We start from the raw sequence: 15084 nt of genomic DNA, 5'->3' as shown, positions 1-15084 counted from the left end.
GTATTATCAATAGGCCTCTTAGAGAGAGGTAGATCAGTTATGATAGAAATACCAAAATTACAGTATCGGCGGCCAATTTGTAATAATTCCACGTAGTGGGATAACGCAAGTTACGGTTTGTGCGGTAAAGATTAGGCACTTACGCTCACTTAACCAATGTGGAGATTAAAGTGGCTACGCGTGTTTTCTCAATGTACTCCCTTTCTGATCTGGGAATAACGCAAAGCAATTACAGCTTTGGATTTCTGAGCAACACAGGCTTTTTCACAGCTTCAGCAACTGCAGCGGCAACCTCTGTAACTCTTGAGGATACGGATTCTCAAAACAATATCTTTAATGATGGCGCACCAGGGAATTTCTTTGCAGCACCTACATCTCAATTATTGACGGGTACCGTAGATGGAACTGTATTTACAAATACTCCAAGCAATCCGGAGAACCAGTTCCGTGTCACTGACTCTAACGGTAATGTCGTCGGCTCGATCTATGATCTCCATAATGCAAACTCTGGGTCCTTTTCGTCATTGCAAGGCTATGTAACTGATTTCGTACTAATCCCGGGCGAAACATATGCAGTTGTCCGGCTTACAGTCCTTCCACGTCTGAATTACGATGACATAATCACTTGCTTCACACGCGATACCTTAATCATGACCGAATTCGGGAATGTACCCATTCAGTCTCTGACCGTTGGGGATAAAGTCGTGACGATGGATCATAATCTCCAGACTATACGCTGGATTGGGTCGCGTACGGTGGCAGGCACTGGTAATTTTGCGCCTATACGAATTAGCAAAGGCGCGCTGGGTAACACGCGAACAATGTATGTGTCACCAAACCATCGTATGTTAATCTCTGATTGGCGGGCTGAACTTTTATTTGCCGAAGAGCAGGTATTTGTAGCTGCAAAGGATCTGGTCAACGGTGACACCATATTCAAAGAGCCAAAAGACAGCGTTTGCTACATACATCTGTTGTTCGATCAACATGAGATAATCTACGCTGAAAACTCTCCGAGTGAGAGCTTCTTTCCCAGTTCTCAAAGCTTGCAGGGACAAGACTACGAAACGCAAAGAGAGATTCTGCTCCTCTTTCCAGAATTGGCCGTTCAGAATGCATTCCCCCTTCCTCTCGCACGACCAATGCTAAGATCCTTTGAAGGTAAATGTCTCGCAGAAATAGGCAAAGCGTAGTCAATTTGAGGCTCCAAATCCCACCAACCTCAACCCATCATCCCCCACGTTCTCAATCTTAACCCCACGCAGCCCCACATCGCTCCCCTCAATAACCAGCGCCTTGCCGTCATCCGCAACCACGGCCCGCCCGGTTTCCACAAGATCTGCAATCCCAGCCAGATCACCAACCTCCACCACATCGCCAGCCTCTTTCATCCCCGCCAGCGTCTCATCACTGACCTGGACGACACGCGACCGGCTGCCAATCGCACGGGCCAGATCCTCGGGCAACATCGCGACCGACACAGAGCCCTTTGCACTGCCATCAAGCAACCGCTGCATGCGCCAGCTTGTGGCCATGTCACGGGCGGCAACACGGGCAATGTCGGGCGTGGCCGCATCTAGTTTCTCAGCCAGCAACCGCTCCATATGACGCTGACGCACCAGCCCGGGGTTGCTTTCCCAACCCGGATCAATACCCGATGGCACAGGCTTAATCTCACCCGTGCGCGGATTGAATGTGTCGCGCATTGGAATGCGGGGGCTTTGCCCGATCCCACGGGTTTCCGCCTCACGGCGCGTGATCTGGCGCACGTGACAGGCGCAATTCCAACCATTGGGCGGATACCACGTCTGCCAGAATGGATCATCGACCTGCAGCACAAGGCCAGATTTGGCCTGGTGTGTTGGGCGATGCCGCTCACTTGGCCCCAGTAAATACACCAGATACGGCAAAGCACGTTTGCTGCGCTGGATGCGATCCCATTGCCCGGCAGCACGTGCGGATCTCATGTTGGCGCGGTAAATGGTTTTCAGGCGGCGGGGCGATCCAAGCCGCACGCTTTGAACCTTGCCGGTCAGCGGATCAATCTGATCCTTCACGCCCCACCAACCCAGACGACGCAAGCGCGGCTTTAGTTCACGGGCAAACTGATCATAAGGAATGCCCTCATCAATCGCCTTTTGCAGCGCACCCTGGATGCTTTCCAACACATCCACATTCATCGCCTTGGCGACGGTAAAGCCCACCGCATGTTCTTCCGGTTCCACATCATGGAAACTAAAGGCGGGCAGCAATTCTTTGTTGCGGAAGAACTTTGATACCTCAGGCGGCGGGCCGGGATTAAAACTATATCCGGGCTTATCTGTGAACTCAGTCATCCCGATGATCACCCAATGCACGGGCCTTTACAGCACCTTTCACAAGGCTTTCAATCAAGGCGCGGTTGTCCATTTGCGGGAAGACTCAGTCAGCATTTTCTGCGCTTCCTCATAATCCGTGGCACTCTGCAAAAGCGCCACCACAGGATCTAAGACACCTGACAGCACATCTTCCCAAGTCGAAGATAGATCGCCTTCCAGCTCAGCCATGGCAGCATTGATATCCACGCTGGGCGCATCAGCTTGGTTGCGATGTTGCACCTCAGTTTCCGGTGTTGGTTTCTTGACAGGCGCGCCACCCATCACCTCATCATCGGCATCCGGCTCCGAGAACCTAAGTTTGGCGCGTAGTTCTGATTGCTTCACCCGCAGGCCTTTGCCAATCAACCGATCCGCATTCTTCAGGATCATGTCGACGTCTTCAGCTTCCTCAATCACGATCCGCAGCTTGGGATAACGCGCCTGCACCCCGTGATTGAGATCAACATAGGGACGCACAAGATCGCGGTTCAACGTGCCCGAAACAGACCGCGCATCTGAGGCCGCCACATCATGGCGCACCTCATTATGCACATTGGCCTGCGCCTGCGATGAGCCACTGTCTGAGGTCATGGTTTGACCAAGCACCGCCTTTGAGGTTTGCTCATCGGCCCAACGCGCCAGCTTTTCAAAAATGTCATTGCCGGGGCCATTGGCAATCTGTTCAAAATCAATGCGCATATTATCCGGCAGCACCGCCGCCGCATCGGTGCCGATATTGGCCACAGCACGAAACAGGATCTCGACATCTTCAGGCGTGGCGCTGGGGCCATAACGGCCAAGGCGCAGTGGCAAACCGTAGGTTTCAATAAAGGCGATCCAATCCTTTGTGGTGTAGCTTTTGCACATCCAGCCAAAGGCCACGAGACGCGCTAAACCACCGCGACCAGCAAGGCCTGATTTCAGGCGGGCTTGGTGGCTGATCCATTTGAACGGCGCAAGCGGCACGCCATCCACCATGTCTTCCTGATCAATCAACCGAACCTCGCGCCCAGTGTCGCGATCAAACATAAAGAAACGCGGGTCACGATAGATGAACTCATCAATCCACCATTTGTCTTTGCTACGCCCCCATAAAAGTTCCACCTGGGAAAAGCCTTTGCCAAGCGCATCCAGCATATCTTCCACCAGATCCGCAAAGCCGTCGTGCTGGGCCAAATGTTCGCGCACATCATCGGCAATCTTTACATCACGCGCATCATCTGAAGCAGGCGTGACCGTTGGCACTACGCTGGACACCTTACGTTTGCGCACCCCAAGCACAGAGGCATAATGCGGATCGCGTTCTTCCATTTCCTCGGCCAGCACCAGATAGTCATGCAATTGACCTTCAGCCGCTGCCTGCAAGATCGACGCCAGCCGCGCCGGTGTCAGGCCCGAGGCCACCGATGGGGCCCATGCATCACGAATGGATGTGATGCCGGGTTCCGCGACCTTTTGGGTCAGAAGGTTTTTGCGCAGCGGGTTTTTAAACGCGCGGCCATATTGATTGAGAACGGCCATCACCATATTCCTTTGCGTGTTTTAAATCCTGCAGTCAGTTTCAACAGGCGGATCTGATCTTCCTGGACGCGGTGCAGCGTCGCAGGCGTGACCGGGCGGTAAACATAGGGTTGATAGGTGGTTTGTGATGCGGCAACGGCCAGCGCCATGGCCCAGAACCTATCGGCGTGGCCATCGGTGTCACTATCCGCCACAAGGCGACGAATGCCCGTGGGGCCAGTCATAGATTTGATCGCATGAAGATCGGCGCGCAGATTTGGATCACCTGCCGGGATCATACTTTTGCGGTCCTGCATGCTTTGCTTGAGACCCGTCGCCAAATCCAACTTGCTGCCAGATCCAAAGATCACGCCATCAACGCGATCTTCGCCATGGGCGGCTTTGGCATCTTCCACGGGCTTCTCACCCATGCCCGTCTGATCCATCGCGCAACGCACAACATGATAGCGCCGAAACACATCGGCCAGCAGGCGATCTTGTTCGGCAAATTTAATGCGACGCCGGGCAATGACTTCCCGGGTCACAAGCTGATCGCCCACAAGTTCCATCACCCAGATAACAAAGAGGTCATTGCGCGCCGCGATATCAACGCCAACAAAGCAAGGGCCTTTGCGATAGAGCGCAGGGTGCCCGGCCAGTGGATGCTCACAAGCTGAGATCAGATCATAATCCAGCCATGAGGATGCCGCGTCCAACCACTTAAGCTCAAATTCCTGAGACCAGGCATCCTCATCGGCCATGCCAGAACGCAGCTCATCAATATCAACATCAAGGCCCTGTTTCACGGCCTCATAGATATCAACGTGATGTTTCGACCAGCCATTGGCTGCCGTGGTCATCAGCTCATAGAACTTATTGCCCTTGCCGTTTGGCGTGCTGATCACCCGGATTTTATGACCACCACGCGCCGCCACCGGAAAGGCAGATCCCCAGATCCTGCGGCTGTCTTGGTGGAAGGCAAATTCATCAAACAACATATTGCCGCCAAAGCCACGCGCCGCATCCGGGCTGGCTGAAATAGCTGTCACACGCGACCCACCGGGAAAGCGCACTTCCTGCGCTTTATATGTCGCCTCAGCCACATCAACAAAATGAGTATCACCATTTTGGGTCACCTCGCGTTTATGGGCAGGCACGTGGAAATCCTCTTCCGAGAACTCTGGGCGACCCTTGCGCGCCAATGTTGAATAGGCCGCGTAATAGGCCTTCACCATGGGTTTTAAAGCGTCTTCAATCGCCTCTTTCGCCGTGGCTTCAGAACGTGACAAGATCGTCCAGCGGGCTTTGGTGTTGGCAATCTCAGCATCAATGCAATCCTCAACAATCTCACCGCTGGCCCCAAAGGTTTTGCCGCCACGTCGGGTGAACATGCCGATTTTGAAGCGGGTATCATCTTCCAACCAAGCCTTTTGATATGGCAGGAATTTAATGACGGGATCGGTCACGTCGCCACCATGTTCAGCATCAACCGAACCCCATGATTTCTTTGGCTTTGCGCGCGGCTTCCGCCTCGATATCGCCAGCCTCAACCGCTGTTTCCAGTTTTTCCACTTGGGCGGCGCGCTCAGCTTTCAAAATACCATCGCGCAAAGACGTGGACCGGATCAGGTTATTGAGGGCTGAGGTCAGATCTTTCATGCCACGCGGATCAGGCAACTCATCCGTGGTCGCCATCATCATCTGAAGCCGCCATTGAATCGTGGTCAATTGCTGGAACAGGGCCGAGGTCACATCGACCTCATCTTTCAAGCTGGCCTTTTCCAGAAAGCCACGGATTTCATCTGAGGCCTGTTCCTGCATCTTCGCGAAGGTCTGGAATTCTTGGCCATAGCTGTGCAGGGCAGATTTGCCGATGGTCAGCTCAAGCCCTTCCTCAGCCAAGCGGAAATTCAAGCTTTCCGCCAGATCCTCATAGCCCGCAAAGCCGCGTTCCTTCAGCTCATCTTGAAGCCAAAGGCGCAGCTCGCGGGGGAGCAGGTCAATTTTGCGTACCGGTGGCATGATCAGCCTCGCGGGGATGGGCGTTGAATGTCGGGATGACGTGCGGCCCCTGTGGCCAGCTCAACGCCGCGCATGGTGGCCGTGACGACCACAAAATCAGCGCCATCATCATAGGTGGCCATGCCGTTTTCCCGCAGCCATGCCAGTTCTGTCACGATCTGGTCGCGTGTAGATGCAACGCCCACGCCCTTAAGAACATCGCCGAGGATTGAGGCGTTGGACGTATATTCCTGACACCCCTCAAGGTGGCGCAGAATGGCAAGGCGGCGATGTTTGGCCACGGTCTTTTGATAGGCGCTCATGATTTGCCTCCGTCAAGTAAATGGGTTTCGTGGCGGTTCACAATGGCCTCAGTGCGGGCCATGCTTTCAGACATGCCGCGCATGGTGGCGCGCAGGGCTTTCATGTCGCCACCGATTTCCGACAGGGTCAATTCCAGCCGGTGCAAATCCGTGTTTTTGGGCATGTTGAGTTGCGCGGTTTCCATCGCTGCGATCCGCAATTCATGATCCGCGAATGTCTTGCGGCCCAGCTCAAAGCGGTGTTCCACATCTTTCTTGCGCGTGGCAAAGAAGGTGAAGACAACAGCCCCGAGTGATAACCCGAGGCTGGCCAGTTTGATAATCGTGTCGAGATCCAGGTTCACCCTTGCGCCCCTTTCAAATCCGCAATCACCGCGTCCTTAGATTTGGACCCAGAGGATGACCCAAAGAAGAAATTTCCCACCTGGCTGGTCATTGTGCCAAGCGCGCCCATCATGATCAAAAGCACCTCACTGCCCTCAGCGGGCAGGCCAAAGCGAAAGATATAAGCCAGCACACCAAAGAACCCGATGATGATGGCAAGGCCAAGCACTGAGGGCGTCCAATCTTTCATCTGCACTTGGCGCTGGCGGGCACTGTTGCGATCATCTGCAGCAATGCTTTCAAGCTTAATGTCAGCCTCTTCCATCTGGGCTTTGAACTCATATTCAAGTTCTTTCAACCGCACGAGATCAGCACCACTTGCGCCGGTGATGGCCGCCTCAACCTCGGCAAAGCTGGCGTCATCCTTCCCGAGGATTTTTGCAGCAATGGCGCGTGTGGCAACACCCGCCAAAGGGCCACCAAGGGCCGTGGCCAATGTCGGGGCGACGGTGGCAATGATGTCTTTAATGACAGAATTCTTCATGTCTTTGGTCCTGTTTCAAATGTAATTTCGGCGGCGTAGCGGGCGACAATCCAACCAGTCTGGCCGCCGTAAAGAACTTGCGCCCAATCGCGCCCGTTGAACGTGCCTTTGCGCAGGACTGGCAAGATGGCTTGATCCGGGATCTGGGCGATGGTGTTGGGATTGAAGGATGGCCAGCGGCGCAGGTTCAACGTGTCGCCGGGCGCATCCACTTGAATGAGTTGATTGGTATCTGTGAGGGCGGTGGATTGTCCATCTGCCGCATCCTCAGCCGGATCATCACGCCCCAAAACACGTGCTTTGATATGGCTCAGTGGGAATAGTGGGTTGGTGTCCATCTTGCGCCCCGGCGAGATATACCAATGGGTCACAATGTCTTTGAGGTCAGCACTTGCGCCAAACAGCGCCTGCAATAATTCCAGAACTGCATCAATCTGTGGCTCAGGATATGGCATCCAAAGACCCGCGCCATGTTCCGGCGTGGTGATGTCCTGAATGCCATGTTCCTCAATATCAAAAAGCTGGCCAAACCATGTGCGTGCATTGGATCCTGCACGCGTCATGCGCCCCGGGTTTACGATCTCAATGCCGATGGAAAACCCATTGCAATGATCGCGCCCGTGATAATGGGATTTGCCCGCATGATTGGCGCGGCGATCAATCGGCACTTGTTGCGTCACGGTGCCATCAATTTCCACGACAAAATGCACAGAGACCTTGGCCTCATTGTCTCGCAGGAAGCGCGCGGCAGAGCCCGTATCAAGGCGGCTGGCCGTGTCATGCAGAACGACGATTTCCGGGGTGATTTCTCCCCCGGTCCAGCGTGCAGCATTAAAGGGATGATCAACCAATATCTGGTTTTTAAATTGCATTGCGGGGGCTCCGTCCGTTTGGATTGAGCTTCGCAAAACCTGCATGCAATAAGCGCCCCGACAGGTGTCGGGGTCATGGTTGAAAGGCTATTTAAAAGGGATTATGAAAAGAGATCAGACTGGCGATCATCTTTAAGGCTGCGCACCACCCGTTCCACAGTTCGGGTATGAACGTCAACCTCTGCAGCTATCCGGGGCTGGCTCAGGCCAAGCCGCCAAAGTTCCTCAATACGCGCACGACGCCCATTTGCGCCGCCGATATTGCCGCAGGGCACAAGCAAAGTGCCGCAGCCCAACAGGTTAGACAGCTGACGGGCAGCGGTGATGCCAACAAGCCCGGCCAATTTGCAGTCCTCATTTGGCGAATGTGGAATATAGACCTCACGCCCGCCACGGGTTTCCGCAAGGCGCACCGCCACATCCACGCTGATTTCCTCAGCGATATACGCCAGAACACCCGGCAGATATGGTTTGAACGCCTCACGCATGTTCAGGCACCTGAACCTTTTTTATCAGATAACGCGGCTCGCACATCGACTGCTTTCTTGATATGAAAGCTGGGCTCTCCATCGGCAACCTTCTGATATTGGCGACGCTTGAGAATTTCCAATTTTTCCAACATAGCTTGCGCAAGCGCGTCATAATCATGACCAGCGCGCCGGGCCGCATCAAAAACCAAAAAGATACAATCAGCAAATTCATGCGGATCTTCAGGACATTCGGCTGCTTCTTCAGCCTCTTTAATCAAGTGCTTTAAGGGGCCAAGTGGTCCCCGATCTGAACCGAAAGTTTTCTCTGACCATTCGGCATGCGCTGTATAAATATCTTTCATTTTGAAAGCTCCACGCCAGCGCGGGCGCACCAATCTTTCAGCGCTTCTACCACCGCCCGGATCTGGGCCGGTTCGCGCAGGTGATCAATATCAAGCGGCACATGGCCCCAAGTCTTCTCAAACCGGGACCGCACAAAGGCATTCAAGCCTTTTGCACCGGCCACTTTGGCAACGCCTGCTTCATGCAACAGACGCCACATAACATGACAAAATCGGATATCTGGGCGATCAGAGGCGGGACGCTTTGCACTGCGATCAGTCGGGCGAAACCCGCGCACTTTCAACTCACCCACAAGCTTGTTCAACTCAGCCTCAGACATATCAGACATGGACGATTTGCCCGTGGTCACCAATTGCAGATCACGCCGTGTATCCGCATCAAGACCAAGTTCACGACAACCGACATGCACCAGTTTTTGCAAGGAACGAATGCTCATAATCACACCCCCGCCAGATCAAGTGGGATGGGCTTTTTATCGCCACTGTCAGGATCGACAGAATAGAACCGCACATAGGTTTTAGAACTGGTAACGCGCACCGCGTCAGAGATCGCCTCCATCGCGCGTTTCCAGTCTTCATCCGTGATATCCAGCTTGCGCAAACCCAGCACCCGCCCAGTATCAATCCGACCCGCTTTGTTCACTTGAAACGCATGATTGATCAACACGCGCATGTTGTCATTGCTGCCAACAGACCAGCGCTCAACGCAGGCATCAATCAGGGCTTTTGCGGCGTCTAATTCCGGGCCAAATGACAGGCTGTCAGACACAGAAACCTGCAATTCAAGCGTGCCATCATAGCTACGCAAAGTCATGTTTCCCTTGGCACCACCTTTGCGCGCCTCATATTTTTCCAACACCAGATCGCGAAATGCCCAGGCCTCATCCAAGACCGTTTCCCGGAACGCCGCCAAGGCATCACGCAGGGACATGGCCCCGCAACTCAGGCGGCGCACCACCTCATCCTCAAGCTTATGTTCCGGCTTTACTTTCGTCAGGGGGATCAGCGCGCCCTGCGCGTCTTGCATATATCCTTCGGGGGTCATTTTAAGTTCCTGTTTTTGGGACATCGGGGAGAGAGTAAGATCAGACATAGGTTTGTTTCCCATCATCCAGCACAGCGTCGATAAGTTCATCTTCCGCGATTGTGGTGATGAGTTTGGCGGCCAGATCAGACACGCTCATCTTGCGCCGTTTGGCATAGGGAAGGATCATGGCGCGCACAGATTTTGGCACCGTATAATCCAGTGACTTGCGGTAAACTTTCAATCCATCAGGAAACACCACACCTTGCTGGCGCGCCCGAGAAAGGTAGCGGTTCACAGTGTTCAGCTTGACGCCAGACTCATGGATGATTTCGTCAACGCAGCAGCCCTGTTTGGCGAGGTTCACAACGTATTCATATGTGGTCATGAACAACCGCCTTTCTCATTGAGCGCACAATCATTGCAGGCCCGAAACATCCGCACGCGCAGCATGTTGGCATTGCCAAAGTTGCGGGATTTCTTGCGCCATTCCTGACATTCATTGGTGGGGATTTCGCCAAGCTCAGGACATGTCAAAGTGCCCGCCATAAAGACGCCGCGCACGCAATCTTCAACGGCTTTTAAATCACCCTTATATTTGGCTTTAAGCACCTGATTAACCAGCGACGCTGAACGCGATAAACGCTTGGCCACCTTCACCTGAGAACTGCCCGCGCATTCTTCAGCGAGGCGCAGAACCCATTCGGGCAGATCATCGCCCCAAGCGTCGCGGGCGGTTACAATCGGGCCGCTCATAATGCACCCCCGACCACTGGGGGATAATAAACCACTTCTTTGATGTTGGGATCATAGACCTGTTTTACACGCTGGATCTGTGGCGGCAGTGGGCCTGTATTGCGGATCAATTTATAGATCGCTTGACGCTTGTTTGGCACAGCCTTCTGAAGCACGCGCAGATAGCCTGCTTTCAACAGCATCGTGCAATAGGTACGGGCTGTTGCTTCCGTCACGCCCACCTCATCCGTGCTGGATTGCAGGGCCAGATCGCGCGGGTTGAACTGGTTCACCATGCGAATGGTGCGCCACATATTCAGGTTACCAGTGCCTTGCACAACGGGCTTGCCATCAAGTTTGAGACGTGGGGCATGCACACCGCCATCACGGATGAGAGTGAATCTCTTTGTGACTTCAAAGTCATCTTGTTTGGCAAGATATTTACCCGCCTCAAGACGCTTTACATAATCCGTTACAGTCTTGCGATTGATCCCGGTTTCGTCGGTGATGTTGGTCACTGTGAATTGCTTTAGGCGACGGATCACCAGCCAAACACCATCTTGGCCTTGTGGCTTATTGGCCTTATTTCTCTGATCAACAGGTTTGCGGCTCATGCCAACTCCCTCCGGGGTGCTGGGGCGGCGCAGGCGAAGAAATCACGCTTGCCCCAGACCTTAAGATTGATCGCATCCAAACCATTGGTCACCGCATACTCGCAAACCCGCGCAAGGTTCACGCAGACCCGGCGAATGGAATGCTGAGACGCCCGCAGAAGATGTTCTTTAAACGCCGGATCAAGTGCCACATCAGGGCAGTAAATGCCCGCCAAATGGTCAATATCACTGAGGCTGGCAGGCAATGCACCAACCCAATCCATCATGCGGCCATGCACGCGTTCCCATTTCTGCAGCTTTTGCGGCAGCAGTTCTTCTCCGATTAGAATGACTGGCGCGCCAGAGCTTTCATAGATGTCGCGCACAATCTCAATCATCTTGCGAGACACCAGAAAATCAGCCTCATCAATCAGCAATGGCCGATTGGAAAAGGTCATTTCTTGCGCGATCTGATCCACCATATCGGCAATCGTTTTGCGCGGCTCAATGCCCATTTCTTGAAGCAATGCTTGGCATAGTTTTTTACCCGTCCAGCAGCTTTTAAGCTGCACCTGATAGGCGTTGAATTTATTCGCCGCATAGACCGCCGCCGTGGTTTTTCCATAGCCGCTGGGGCCATAGAAAGCTGCCATTCCGGGCAGCCCAATGGGGCGCTCTCTGACCCGCTCAATCAACACCACAAGAGCGCTGACGTTTCTGAGTGGGGCAACGGTATTGTATAGTTGCTTTTCCTGTGTCATCTTTTCCTCACTTTTGGCCCTCTAAGCCATATTCGCCGTCGTTCTGGTCGTACCCAGAGCGGCGGCATTTCATTTTAAGAACGCTTCGTCCCCAAAATCCTCATGCATGTGTTTCTCACCCCGATATTCAGGGGTTTTCTGATAACCAAGCAGCCAGCGCATTTCTTGCTCACCCACACGCTCACCAGCCTCAGATCTGCGGGCCACTTCCAGCGCGCGCAGATAGCGTTCGCGGGTGGTTTCCTCAGCTTGGCTTGCCTCTTGTTCAGCCTGTTCCGCTTGGAACTTGGCTTGAAAACTTAGCACCTGCGCATCTGCTTCTGGCGTGCTGGCCTCAATGAACGCCGGGCGCATGGGTGTGGCCGTGTCTTGGCGTTTGCCACCAAAATCAGGCTGCACCACTTTGGCCTCAACCGTGGCCGCATCACCGCGATCCAACCCATCCAGATGGGCGGCAACTTGATCCACCTGCATTGGGCGCAATTCGTCCCGCAGCTTGCGTTCCATCCGTTTGATCCGGCTGATCTTGCGGGAATGGTCTTTCGCGCCAACCGCATCAAAGAAGCCCACTTTTTCTTCACATGCGGCAAAGCCCATGAACGCGCCATCCAACCCGTAAAGGTAGGTGCCCGCATGCAGATCCTCGGGATCGAAACGCGCAACAACCTTTTGCCCTGCGAACTCATTCATCCAGTCAGACCAGTATTTATTGCCCAGCATGCTGAGGCGACCATGTGTCTTGTGCAGGGTCAAAACCTCTTGTCCCATCAACCAAAGGCGACGTTGTTCATCTGAAGCTTTGCGGATTGGTGCGGTGGCGTAACTCGCGGCAAAGGTCTCATCAAAGCTGCGCCCCAATGTGGTATCTGTTCGACGACCAAGGCGGGCGTTATGGTCAACAATACCTTCGCCAACCACACGCACAAAATCCTCAACTGGGATGGCTTTGCTGCCGTAATTTTCTGGCTTGGCATCTGGGCGGTTGCCAACATAGGCCCCAGCAAAACGCGGATCCTTGGCAATATCGTCTGCGAAATCACGAAAGGCGCGCTCAATCGGTTTGGCCTGACCATGGGCAGGCGTGGCCCAATGGATCTTAATGCCCAGCAAGGTCAGAACACCCAGCGGATCATCATCGCGGATCTTAAAGCGAAAGCGTGTTTTGGCCCCGCCAGTCAGCCATTTATTGGCAAATTCGCGCCCGTTATCAAACAGGCAGTGGCGTGGGATGCCATAGTCTTCAATCAGGTCGCCAAATGCGGCCATGACGGCGACTTTGTTGGGGTTATGATCGACGCGCCAGCTTAGGATTTTGCCAGAATAGAGGTCTTGGAAAGCCACAATCTGGGCGCGGGATGGTATTGCTTCACCGGGCCATTGCACGAAAACATCAAACTTGTGACAATCGGCATTCACACCCTCAAGCGCGACCATGCTTGTGCGGTCCCGCGTCTGTGGTGGGAAGCATTTGGCAAGCCCCATATAGCCTTCGCGGGCGAATACCTGCGTCACCCGTGGCACCAATTCATCAAGGCGGCGGCGCGCTGTGCGCTCGGGCAATGCAGCCCAGCCCTTGGCCTTTGCAATCTTCACGCAACGACGGAAACTTGAAGTGAATGAAGGGCGTTCTAGGCGTAGATAATCGCCCTTTAACAGCTCGAAAAACTCGGGGCTGCAGGTGGGTTTCTTCTGGGTTGACGTTGCTTTGCGGTGGCGTGGAGCAAGATGGAACAACCACTCTGCCTCATCCACACCCACAACCATTTTAAACCAGTTCCAGATCGTGCGATCTGAGACGCCCCGCGCCCGTGCCACTTGGTCTACCGCCAGAAAACGGGTGAGGCCTGAGATTTCCATCGCGTTCACGGCTTGTAAGGTGCGCAGGCGGGTTGCGGCTTTGGCTTTGCTGGCCTCGGGTAGTTCTTCAAAATATCGGTGCTGATCGGCAGGGTCAGTTGCCGGTTCCGCTGGCGTTTCAACAGTGATCGCGTCACTCAGCAGTTTGCGCCGCGCACGTGCTGGAAATAGCTCCCATGAGTATTCCCAACCGCCGCCTTTTCCAGAACGTTTGCGTGCGAAATCAGGATGCTCTCGCCAGCCAAGACGTTTAACCATCTTCTCAACCGCCTGGCGAACCCGGGGCATATCTGGCAAGCACGCACCTGCGATTTCAGCGGTAGTCCACCAAATTTTATCTGGATGCGTTGCGGCCATGATTATACCGCCTTAATCTGTGGTTTGGTGCTTGCAAACGATGCAAACTCTGTTTCCAATTCGTCAACAAAGCGGCGCTTTGCGGGTATTGGCGCACGTTTCCAAAGGGTCAGAAGTTTCTGATAGGCCTCATCTATTGGATCAGCGGCAAGCTTGGCGTTCTTGGGTTCAAGAATGGTCAGGGCATCGGCAACAGATTTGACTTCACCAGAGGCCAGTTTGCCAACCACATCGGCACGCACAATCGGGGCCGAGATCTTGGCCAGCGCCATCAGGTCTTTCATCTTCACTGGGTGTTCGGATGAAGAAAGTTGGGTGATATCGTGGGGGGAGAGTGCATTCCCGATGACTAGAAAACGGCGGATATGTTGGGGTGATATTTCGCGTTTTTCGGCCACGCTGTCTGCAAAAGATCTAACGCTCATAATGTTCGTTTGATTTTTGAATATGACACTTTTGTGGTCACCACCGCGCTTAGTTTCTGGATGCAGCCTCTCGTAAACTCGCTTCCGCTCGGCAAGAAACACGGACAATTCCAGCGCACTTAGATCAGCGCCTGCTAGGTTGTCATCAATCTCCATGAGCGATGCCCAGTTATCATTCACATCAGCCCAAACACGCGCGGGGATGGTGTCCCAGCCGAGGCGCTTGGCGGCTTCTAGGCGATGCGCGCCTGCCATCAGGACCAGCGTTTCTACATCGCCCCTGCGTTTCTTGCGCACATGGATTGGATCTTTGATCTGAACCAGACCGGGTTTACCGGAGATCATAAAGCTTGGAAGATAAGTCATGATCAAAGGAAATTCAGGAAACCGTTTTTCAACAGAAGTCCGGGCGCGCGCAGTGCGCTTGGTGCTTGAGAATGAAGCGGATTATCGGACGCGATCTGAGTGCTTCAGATCGATTTCGAAGAAGATAGGATGCAGCCCCGAAACGCTTCGGGACTGGGTTAATAAACAATCGATTGAGACAGGAGATCGGGAGGGTCTGACGTTGTCAGAGCG

At 53.9% G+C, this 15084-nt stretch carries 20 protein-coding genes; 2 read left to right on the top strand and 18 right to left on the bottom strand.

Annotated elements, in window-relative coordinates; all coding sequences use genetic code 11:
- The first annotated feature begins 170 nt into the window (after positions 1–170).
- Positions 171–1193: a Hint domain-containing protein gene (locus RJ38_RS17930; RefSeq protein ID WP_156121728.1), complete on the top strand. Its 1023-nt coding sequence runs from the start codon at positions 171–173 to the stop codon at positions 1191–1193.
- Here the strand turns inward: RJ38_RS17930 and RJ38_RS02410 are convergent, their stop codons facing one another.
- The 18 genes from RJ38_RS02410 to RJ38_RS02325 form a co-directional block, all read right to left on the bottom strand.
- The gene (locus tag RJ38_RS02410) at positions 1194–2336 is read right to left on the bottom strand and encodes a phage head morphogenesis protein (protein WP_052245142.1); all 1143 of its coding nucleotides are present in this window, start codon (positions 2334–2336) and stop codon (positions 1194–1196) included.
- A 54-nt stretch (positions 2337–2390) separates the two neighbouring features.
- Positions 2391–3878 (bottom strand): DUF935 domain-containing protein, encoded by a 1488-nt coding sequence (locus RJ38_RS02405; RefSeq protein WP_052245141.1) that lies wholly within the window; start codon positions 3876–3878, stop codon positions 2391–2393.
- On the bottom strand, positions 3878–5323 hold the full coding sequence (locus RJ38_RS02400) for a phage terminase large subunit family protein (RefSeq protein WP_039017330.1): 1446 nt from the start codon (positions 5321–5323) through the stop codon (positions 3878–3880). The genes RJ38_RS02405 and RJ38_RS02400 overlap by 1 nt, the downstream gene beginning before the upstream one ends.
- A 19-nt stretch (positions 5324–5342) precedes the next feature.
- Positions 5343–5879 (bottom strand): phage protein Gp27 family protein, encoded by a 537-nt coding sequence (locus tag RJ38_RS02395; RefSeq protein WP_039017329.1) that lies wholly within the window; start codon positions 5877–5879, stop codon positions 5343–5345.
- A 2-nt stretch (positions 5880–5881) separates the two neighbouring features.
- A complete protein-coding gene (locus RJ38_RS02390) occupies positions 5882–6181 on the bottom strand; it encodes a VpaChn25_0724 family phage protein (RefSeq protein ID WP_039017328.1) in 300 nt (99 codons plus the stop codon).
- On the bottom strand, positions 6178–6525 hold the full coding sequence (locus RJ38_RS02385) for a DUF2730 family protein (protein WP_052245140.1): 348 nt from the start codon (positions 6523–6525) through the stop codon (positions 6178–6180). The genes RJ38_RS02390 and RJ38_RS02385 overlap by 4 nt, the downstream gene beginning before the upstream one ends.
- Positions 6522–7049, bottom strand: coding sequence for a hypothetical protein (locus RJ38_RS02380; protein WP_039017327.1), 528 nt, complete (start codon positions 7047–7049; stop codon positions 6522–6524). Before RJ38_RS02380 ends, RJ38_RS02385 begins: the two co-directional genes overlap by 4 nt.
- Positions 7046–7921, bottom strand: a complete 876-nt coding sequence (locus RJ38_RS02375; protein ID WP_039017326.1) for an N-acetylmuramoyl-L-alanine amidase — start codon at positions 7919–7921, stop codon at positions 7046–7048. Before RJ38_RS02375 ends, RJ38_RS02380 begins: the two co-directional genes overlap by 4 nt.
- 101 nt (positions 7922–8022) lie before the next feature.
- Entirely contained in the window at positions 8023–8409 is a 387-nt protein-coding gene (locus tag RJ38_RS02370) for a hypothetical protein (protein ID WP_039017325.1), read from the bottom strand.
- Between the two features lie 2 nt (positions 8410–8411).
- Positions 8412–8753, bottom strand: coding sequence for a dATP/dGTP pyrophosphohydrolase domain-containing protein (locus RJ38_RS02365; protein ID WP_052245139.1), 342 nt, complete (start codon positions 8751–8753; stop codon positions 8412–8414).
- A complete protein-coding gene (locus RJ38_RS02360) occupies positions 8750–9190 on the bottom strand; it encodes a regulatory protein GemA (protein ID WP_039017324.1) in 441 nt (146 codons plus the stop codon). Before RJ38_RS02360 ends, RJ38_RS02365 begins: the two co-directional genes overlap by 4 nt.
- A gap of 2 nt (positions 9191–9192) precedes the next feature.
- Positions 9193–9846, bottom strand: coding sequence for a DUF3164 family protein (locus tag RJ38_RS02355; RefSeq protein ID WP_202903857.1), 654 nt, complete (start codon positions 9844–9846; stop codon positions 9193–9195).
- On the bottom strand, positions 9839–10165 hold the full coding sequence (locus tag RJ38_RS02350; protein WP_039017323.1) for a hypothetical protein: 327 nt from the start codon (positions 10163–10165) through the stop codon (positions 9839–9841). Before RJ38_RS02350 ends, RJ38_RS02355 begins: the two co-directional genes overlap by 8 nt.
- Positions 10162–10533, bottom strand: coding sequence for a hypothetical protein (locus tag RJ38_RS02345; RefSeq protein ID WP_039017322.1), 372 nt, complete (start codon positions 10531–10533; stop codon positions 10162–10164). Before RJ38_RS02345 ends, RJ38_RS02350 begins: the two co-directional genes overlap by 4 nt.
- Entirely contained in the window at positions 10530–11126 is a 597-nt protein-coding gene (locus RJ38_RS02340) for a hypothetical protein (protein ID WP_039017321.1), read from the bottom strand. The genes RJ38_RS02345 and RJ38_RS02340 overlap by 4 nt, the downstream gene beginning before the upstream one ends.
- On the bottom strand, positions 11123–11866 hold the full coding sequence (locus RJ38_RS02335; RefSeq protein ID WP_039017320.1) for an AAA family ATPase: 744 nt from the start codon (positions 11864–11866) through the stop codon (positions 11123–11125). The genes RJ38_RS02340 and RJ38_RS02335 overlap by 4 nt, the downstream gene beginning before the upstream one ends.
- A 69-nt stretch (positions 11867–11935) precedes the next feature.
- Positions 11936–14080 carry a transposase domain-containing protein gene (locus tag RJ38_RS02330; protein WP_039017319.1) on the bottom strand — a complete coding sequence of 715 codons (2145 nt, stop codon included), beginning with the start codon at positions 14078–14080 and terminating at the stop codon, positions 11936–11938.
- 2 nt (positions 14081–14082) lie between these two features.
- Positions 14083–14871 (bottom strand): ParB/RepB/Spo0J family partition protein, encoded by a 789-nt coding sequence (locus tag RJ38_RS02325; protein ID WP_052245138.1) that lies wholly within the window; start codon positions 14869–14871, stop codon positions 14083–14085.
- Here RJ38_RS02325 and RJ38_RS02320 point away from each other — a divergent pair.
- Positions 14870–15084, top strand: a 215-nt coding sequence (locus RJ38_RS02320) for a transposase (protein WP_039017318.1), incomplete at its 3' end; no start/stop codon positions are given. The two genes, RJ38_RS02325 and RJ38_RS02320, sit on opposite strands and share 2 nt — an antisense overlap.

Origin of the sequence: Halocynthiibacter namhaensis, assembly GCF_000812685.1 — a bacterium.
Lineage (GTDB): Bacteria > Pseudomonadota > Alphaproteobacteria > Rhodobacterales > Rhodobacteraceae > Halocynthiibacter > Halocynthiibacter namhaensis.
The sequence above is the reverse complement of the archived record's forward strand: the minus strand, read 5'-3'. Positions and strand labels throughout refer to the sequence as shown.

Coding starts and splice junctions, on each gene's coding strand:
- RJ38_RS02340 (WP_039017321.1), bottom strand. CDS start 11,126: ATGAGCCGCAAACCTGTTGATCAGAGAAATAAGGCCAATAAGCCACAA.
- RJ38_RS02405 (WP_052245141.1), bottom strand. CDS start 3,878: ATGGCCGTTCTCAATCAATATGGCCGCGCGTTTAAAAACCCGCTGCGC.
- RJ38_RS02325 (WP_052245138.1), bottom strand. CDS start 14,871: ATGACTTATCTTCCAAGCTTTATGATCTCCGGTAAACCCGGTCTGGTT.
- RJ38_RS02375 (WP_039017326.1), bottom strand. CDS start 7,921: ATGCAATTTAAAAACCAGATATTGGTTGATCATCCCTTTAATGCTGCA.
- RJ38_RS02380 (WP_039017327.1), bottom strand. CDS start 7,049: ATGAAGAATTCTGTCATTAAAGACATCATTGCCACCGTCGCCCCGACA.
- RJ38_RS02345 (WP_039017322.1), bottom strand. CDS start 10,533: ATGAGCGGCCCGATTGTAACCGCCCGCGACGCTTGGGGCGATGATCTG.
- RJ38_RS02350 (WP_039017323.1), bottom strand. CDS start 10,165: ATGACCACATATGAATACGTTGTGAACCTCGCCAAACAGGGCTGCTGC.
- RJ38_RS02330 (WP_039017319.1), bottom strand. CDS start 14,080: ATGGCCGCAACGCATCCAGATAAAATTTGGTGGACTACCGCTGAAATC.
- RJ38_RS02395 (WP_039017329.1), bottom strand. CDS start 5,879: ATGCCACCGGTACGCAAAATTGACCTGCTCCCCCGCGAGCTGCGCCTT.
- RJ38_RS02360 (WP_039017324.1), bottom strand. CDS start 9,190: ATGAGCATTCGTTCCTTGCAAAAACTGGTGCATGTCGGTTGTCGTGAA.
- RJ38_RS02355 (WP_202903857.1), bottom strand. CDS start 9,846: ATGTCTGATCTTACTCTCTCCCCGATGTCCCAAAAACAGGAACTTAAA.
- RJ38_RS02410 (WP_052245142.1), bottom strand. CDS start 2,336: ATGACTGAGTTCACAGATAAGCCCGGATATAGTTTTAATCCCGGCCCG.
- RJ38_RS02390 (WP_039017328.1), bottom strand. CDS start 6,181: ATGAGCGCCTATCAAAAGACCGTGGCCAAACATCGCCGCCTTGCCATT.
- RJ38_RS02365 (WP_052245139.1), bottom strand. CDS start 8,753: ATGAAAGATATTTATACAGCGCATGCCGAATGGTCAGAGAAAACTTTC.
- RJ38_RS02370 (WP_039017325.1), bottom strand. CDS start 8,409: ATGCGTGAGGCGTTCAAACCATATCTGCCGGGTGTTCTGGCGTATATC.
- RJ38_RS02335 (WP_039017320.1), bottom strand. CDS start 11,866: ATGACACAGGAAAAGCAACTATACAATACCGTTGCCCCACTCAGAAAC.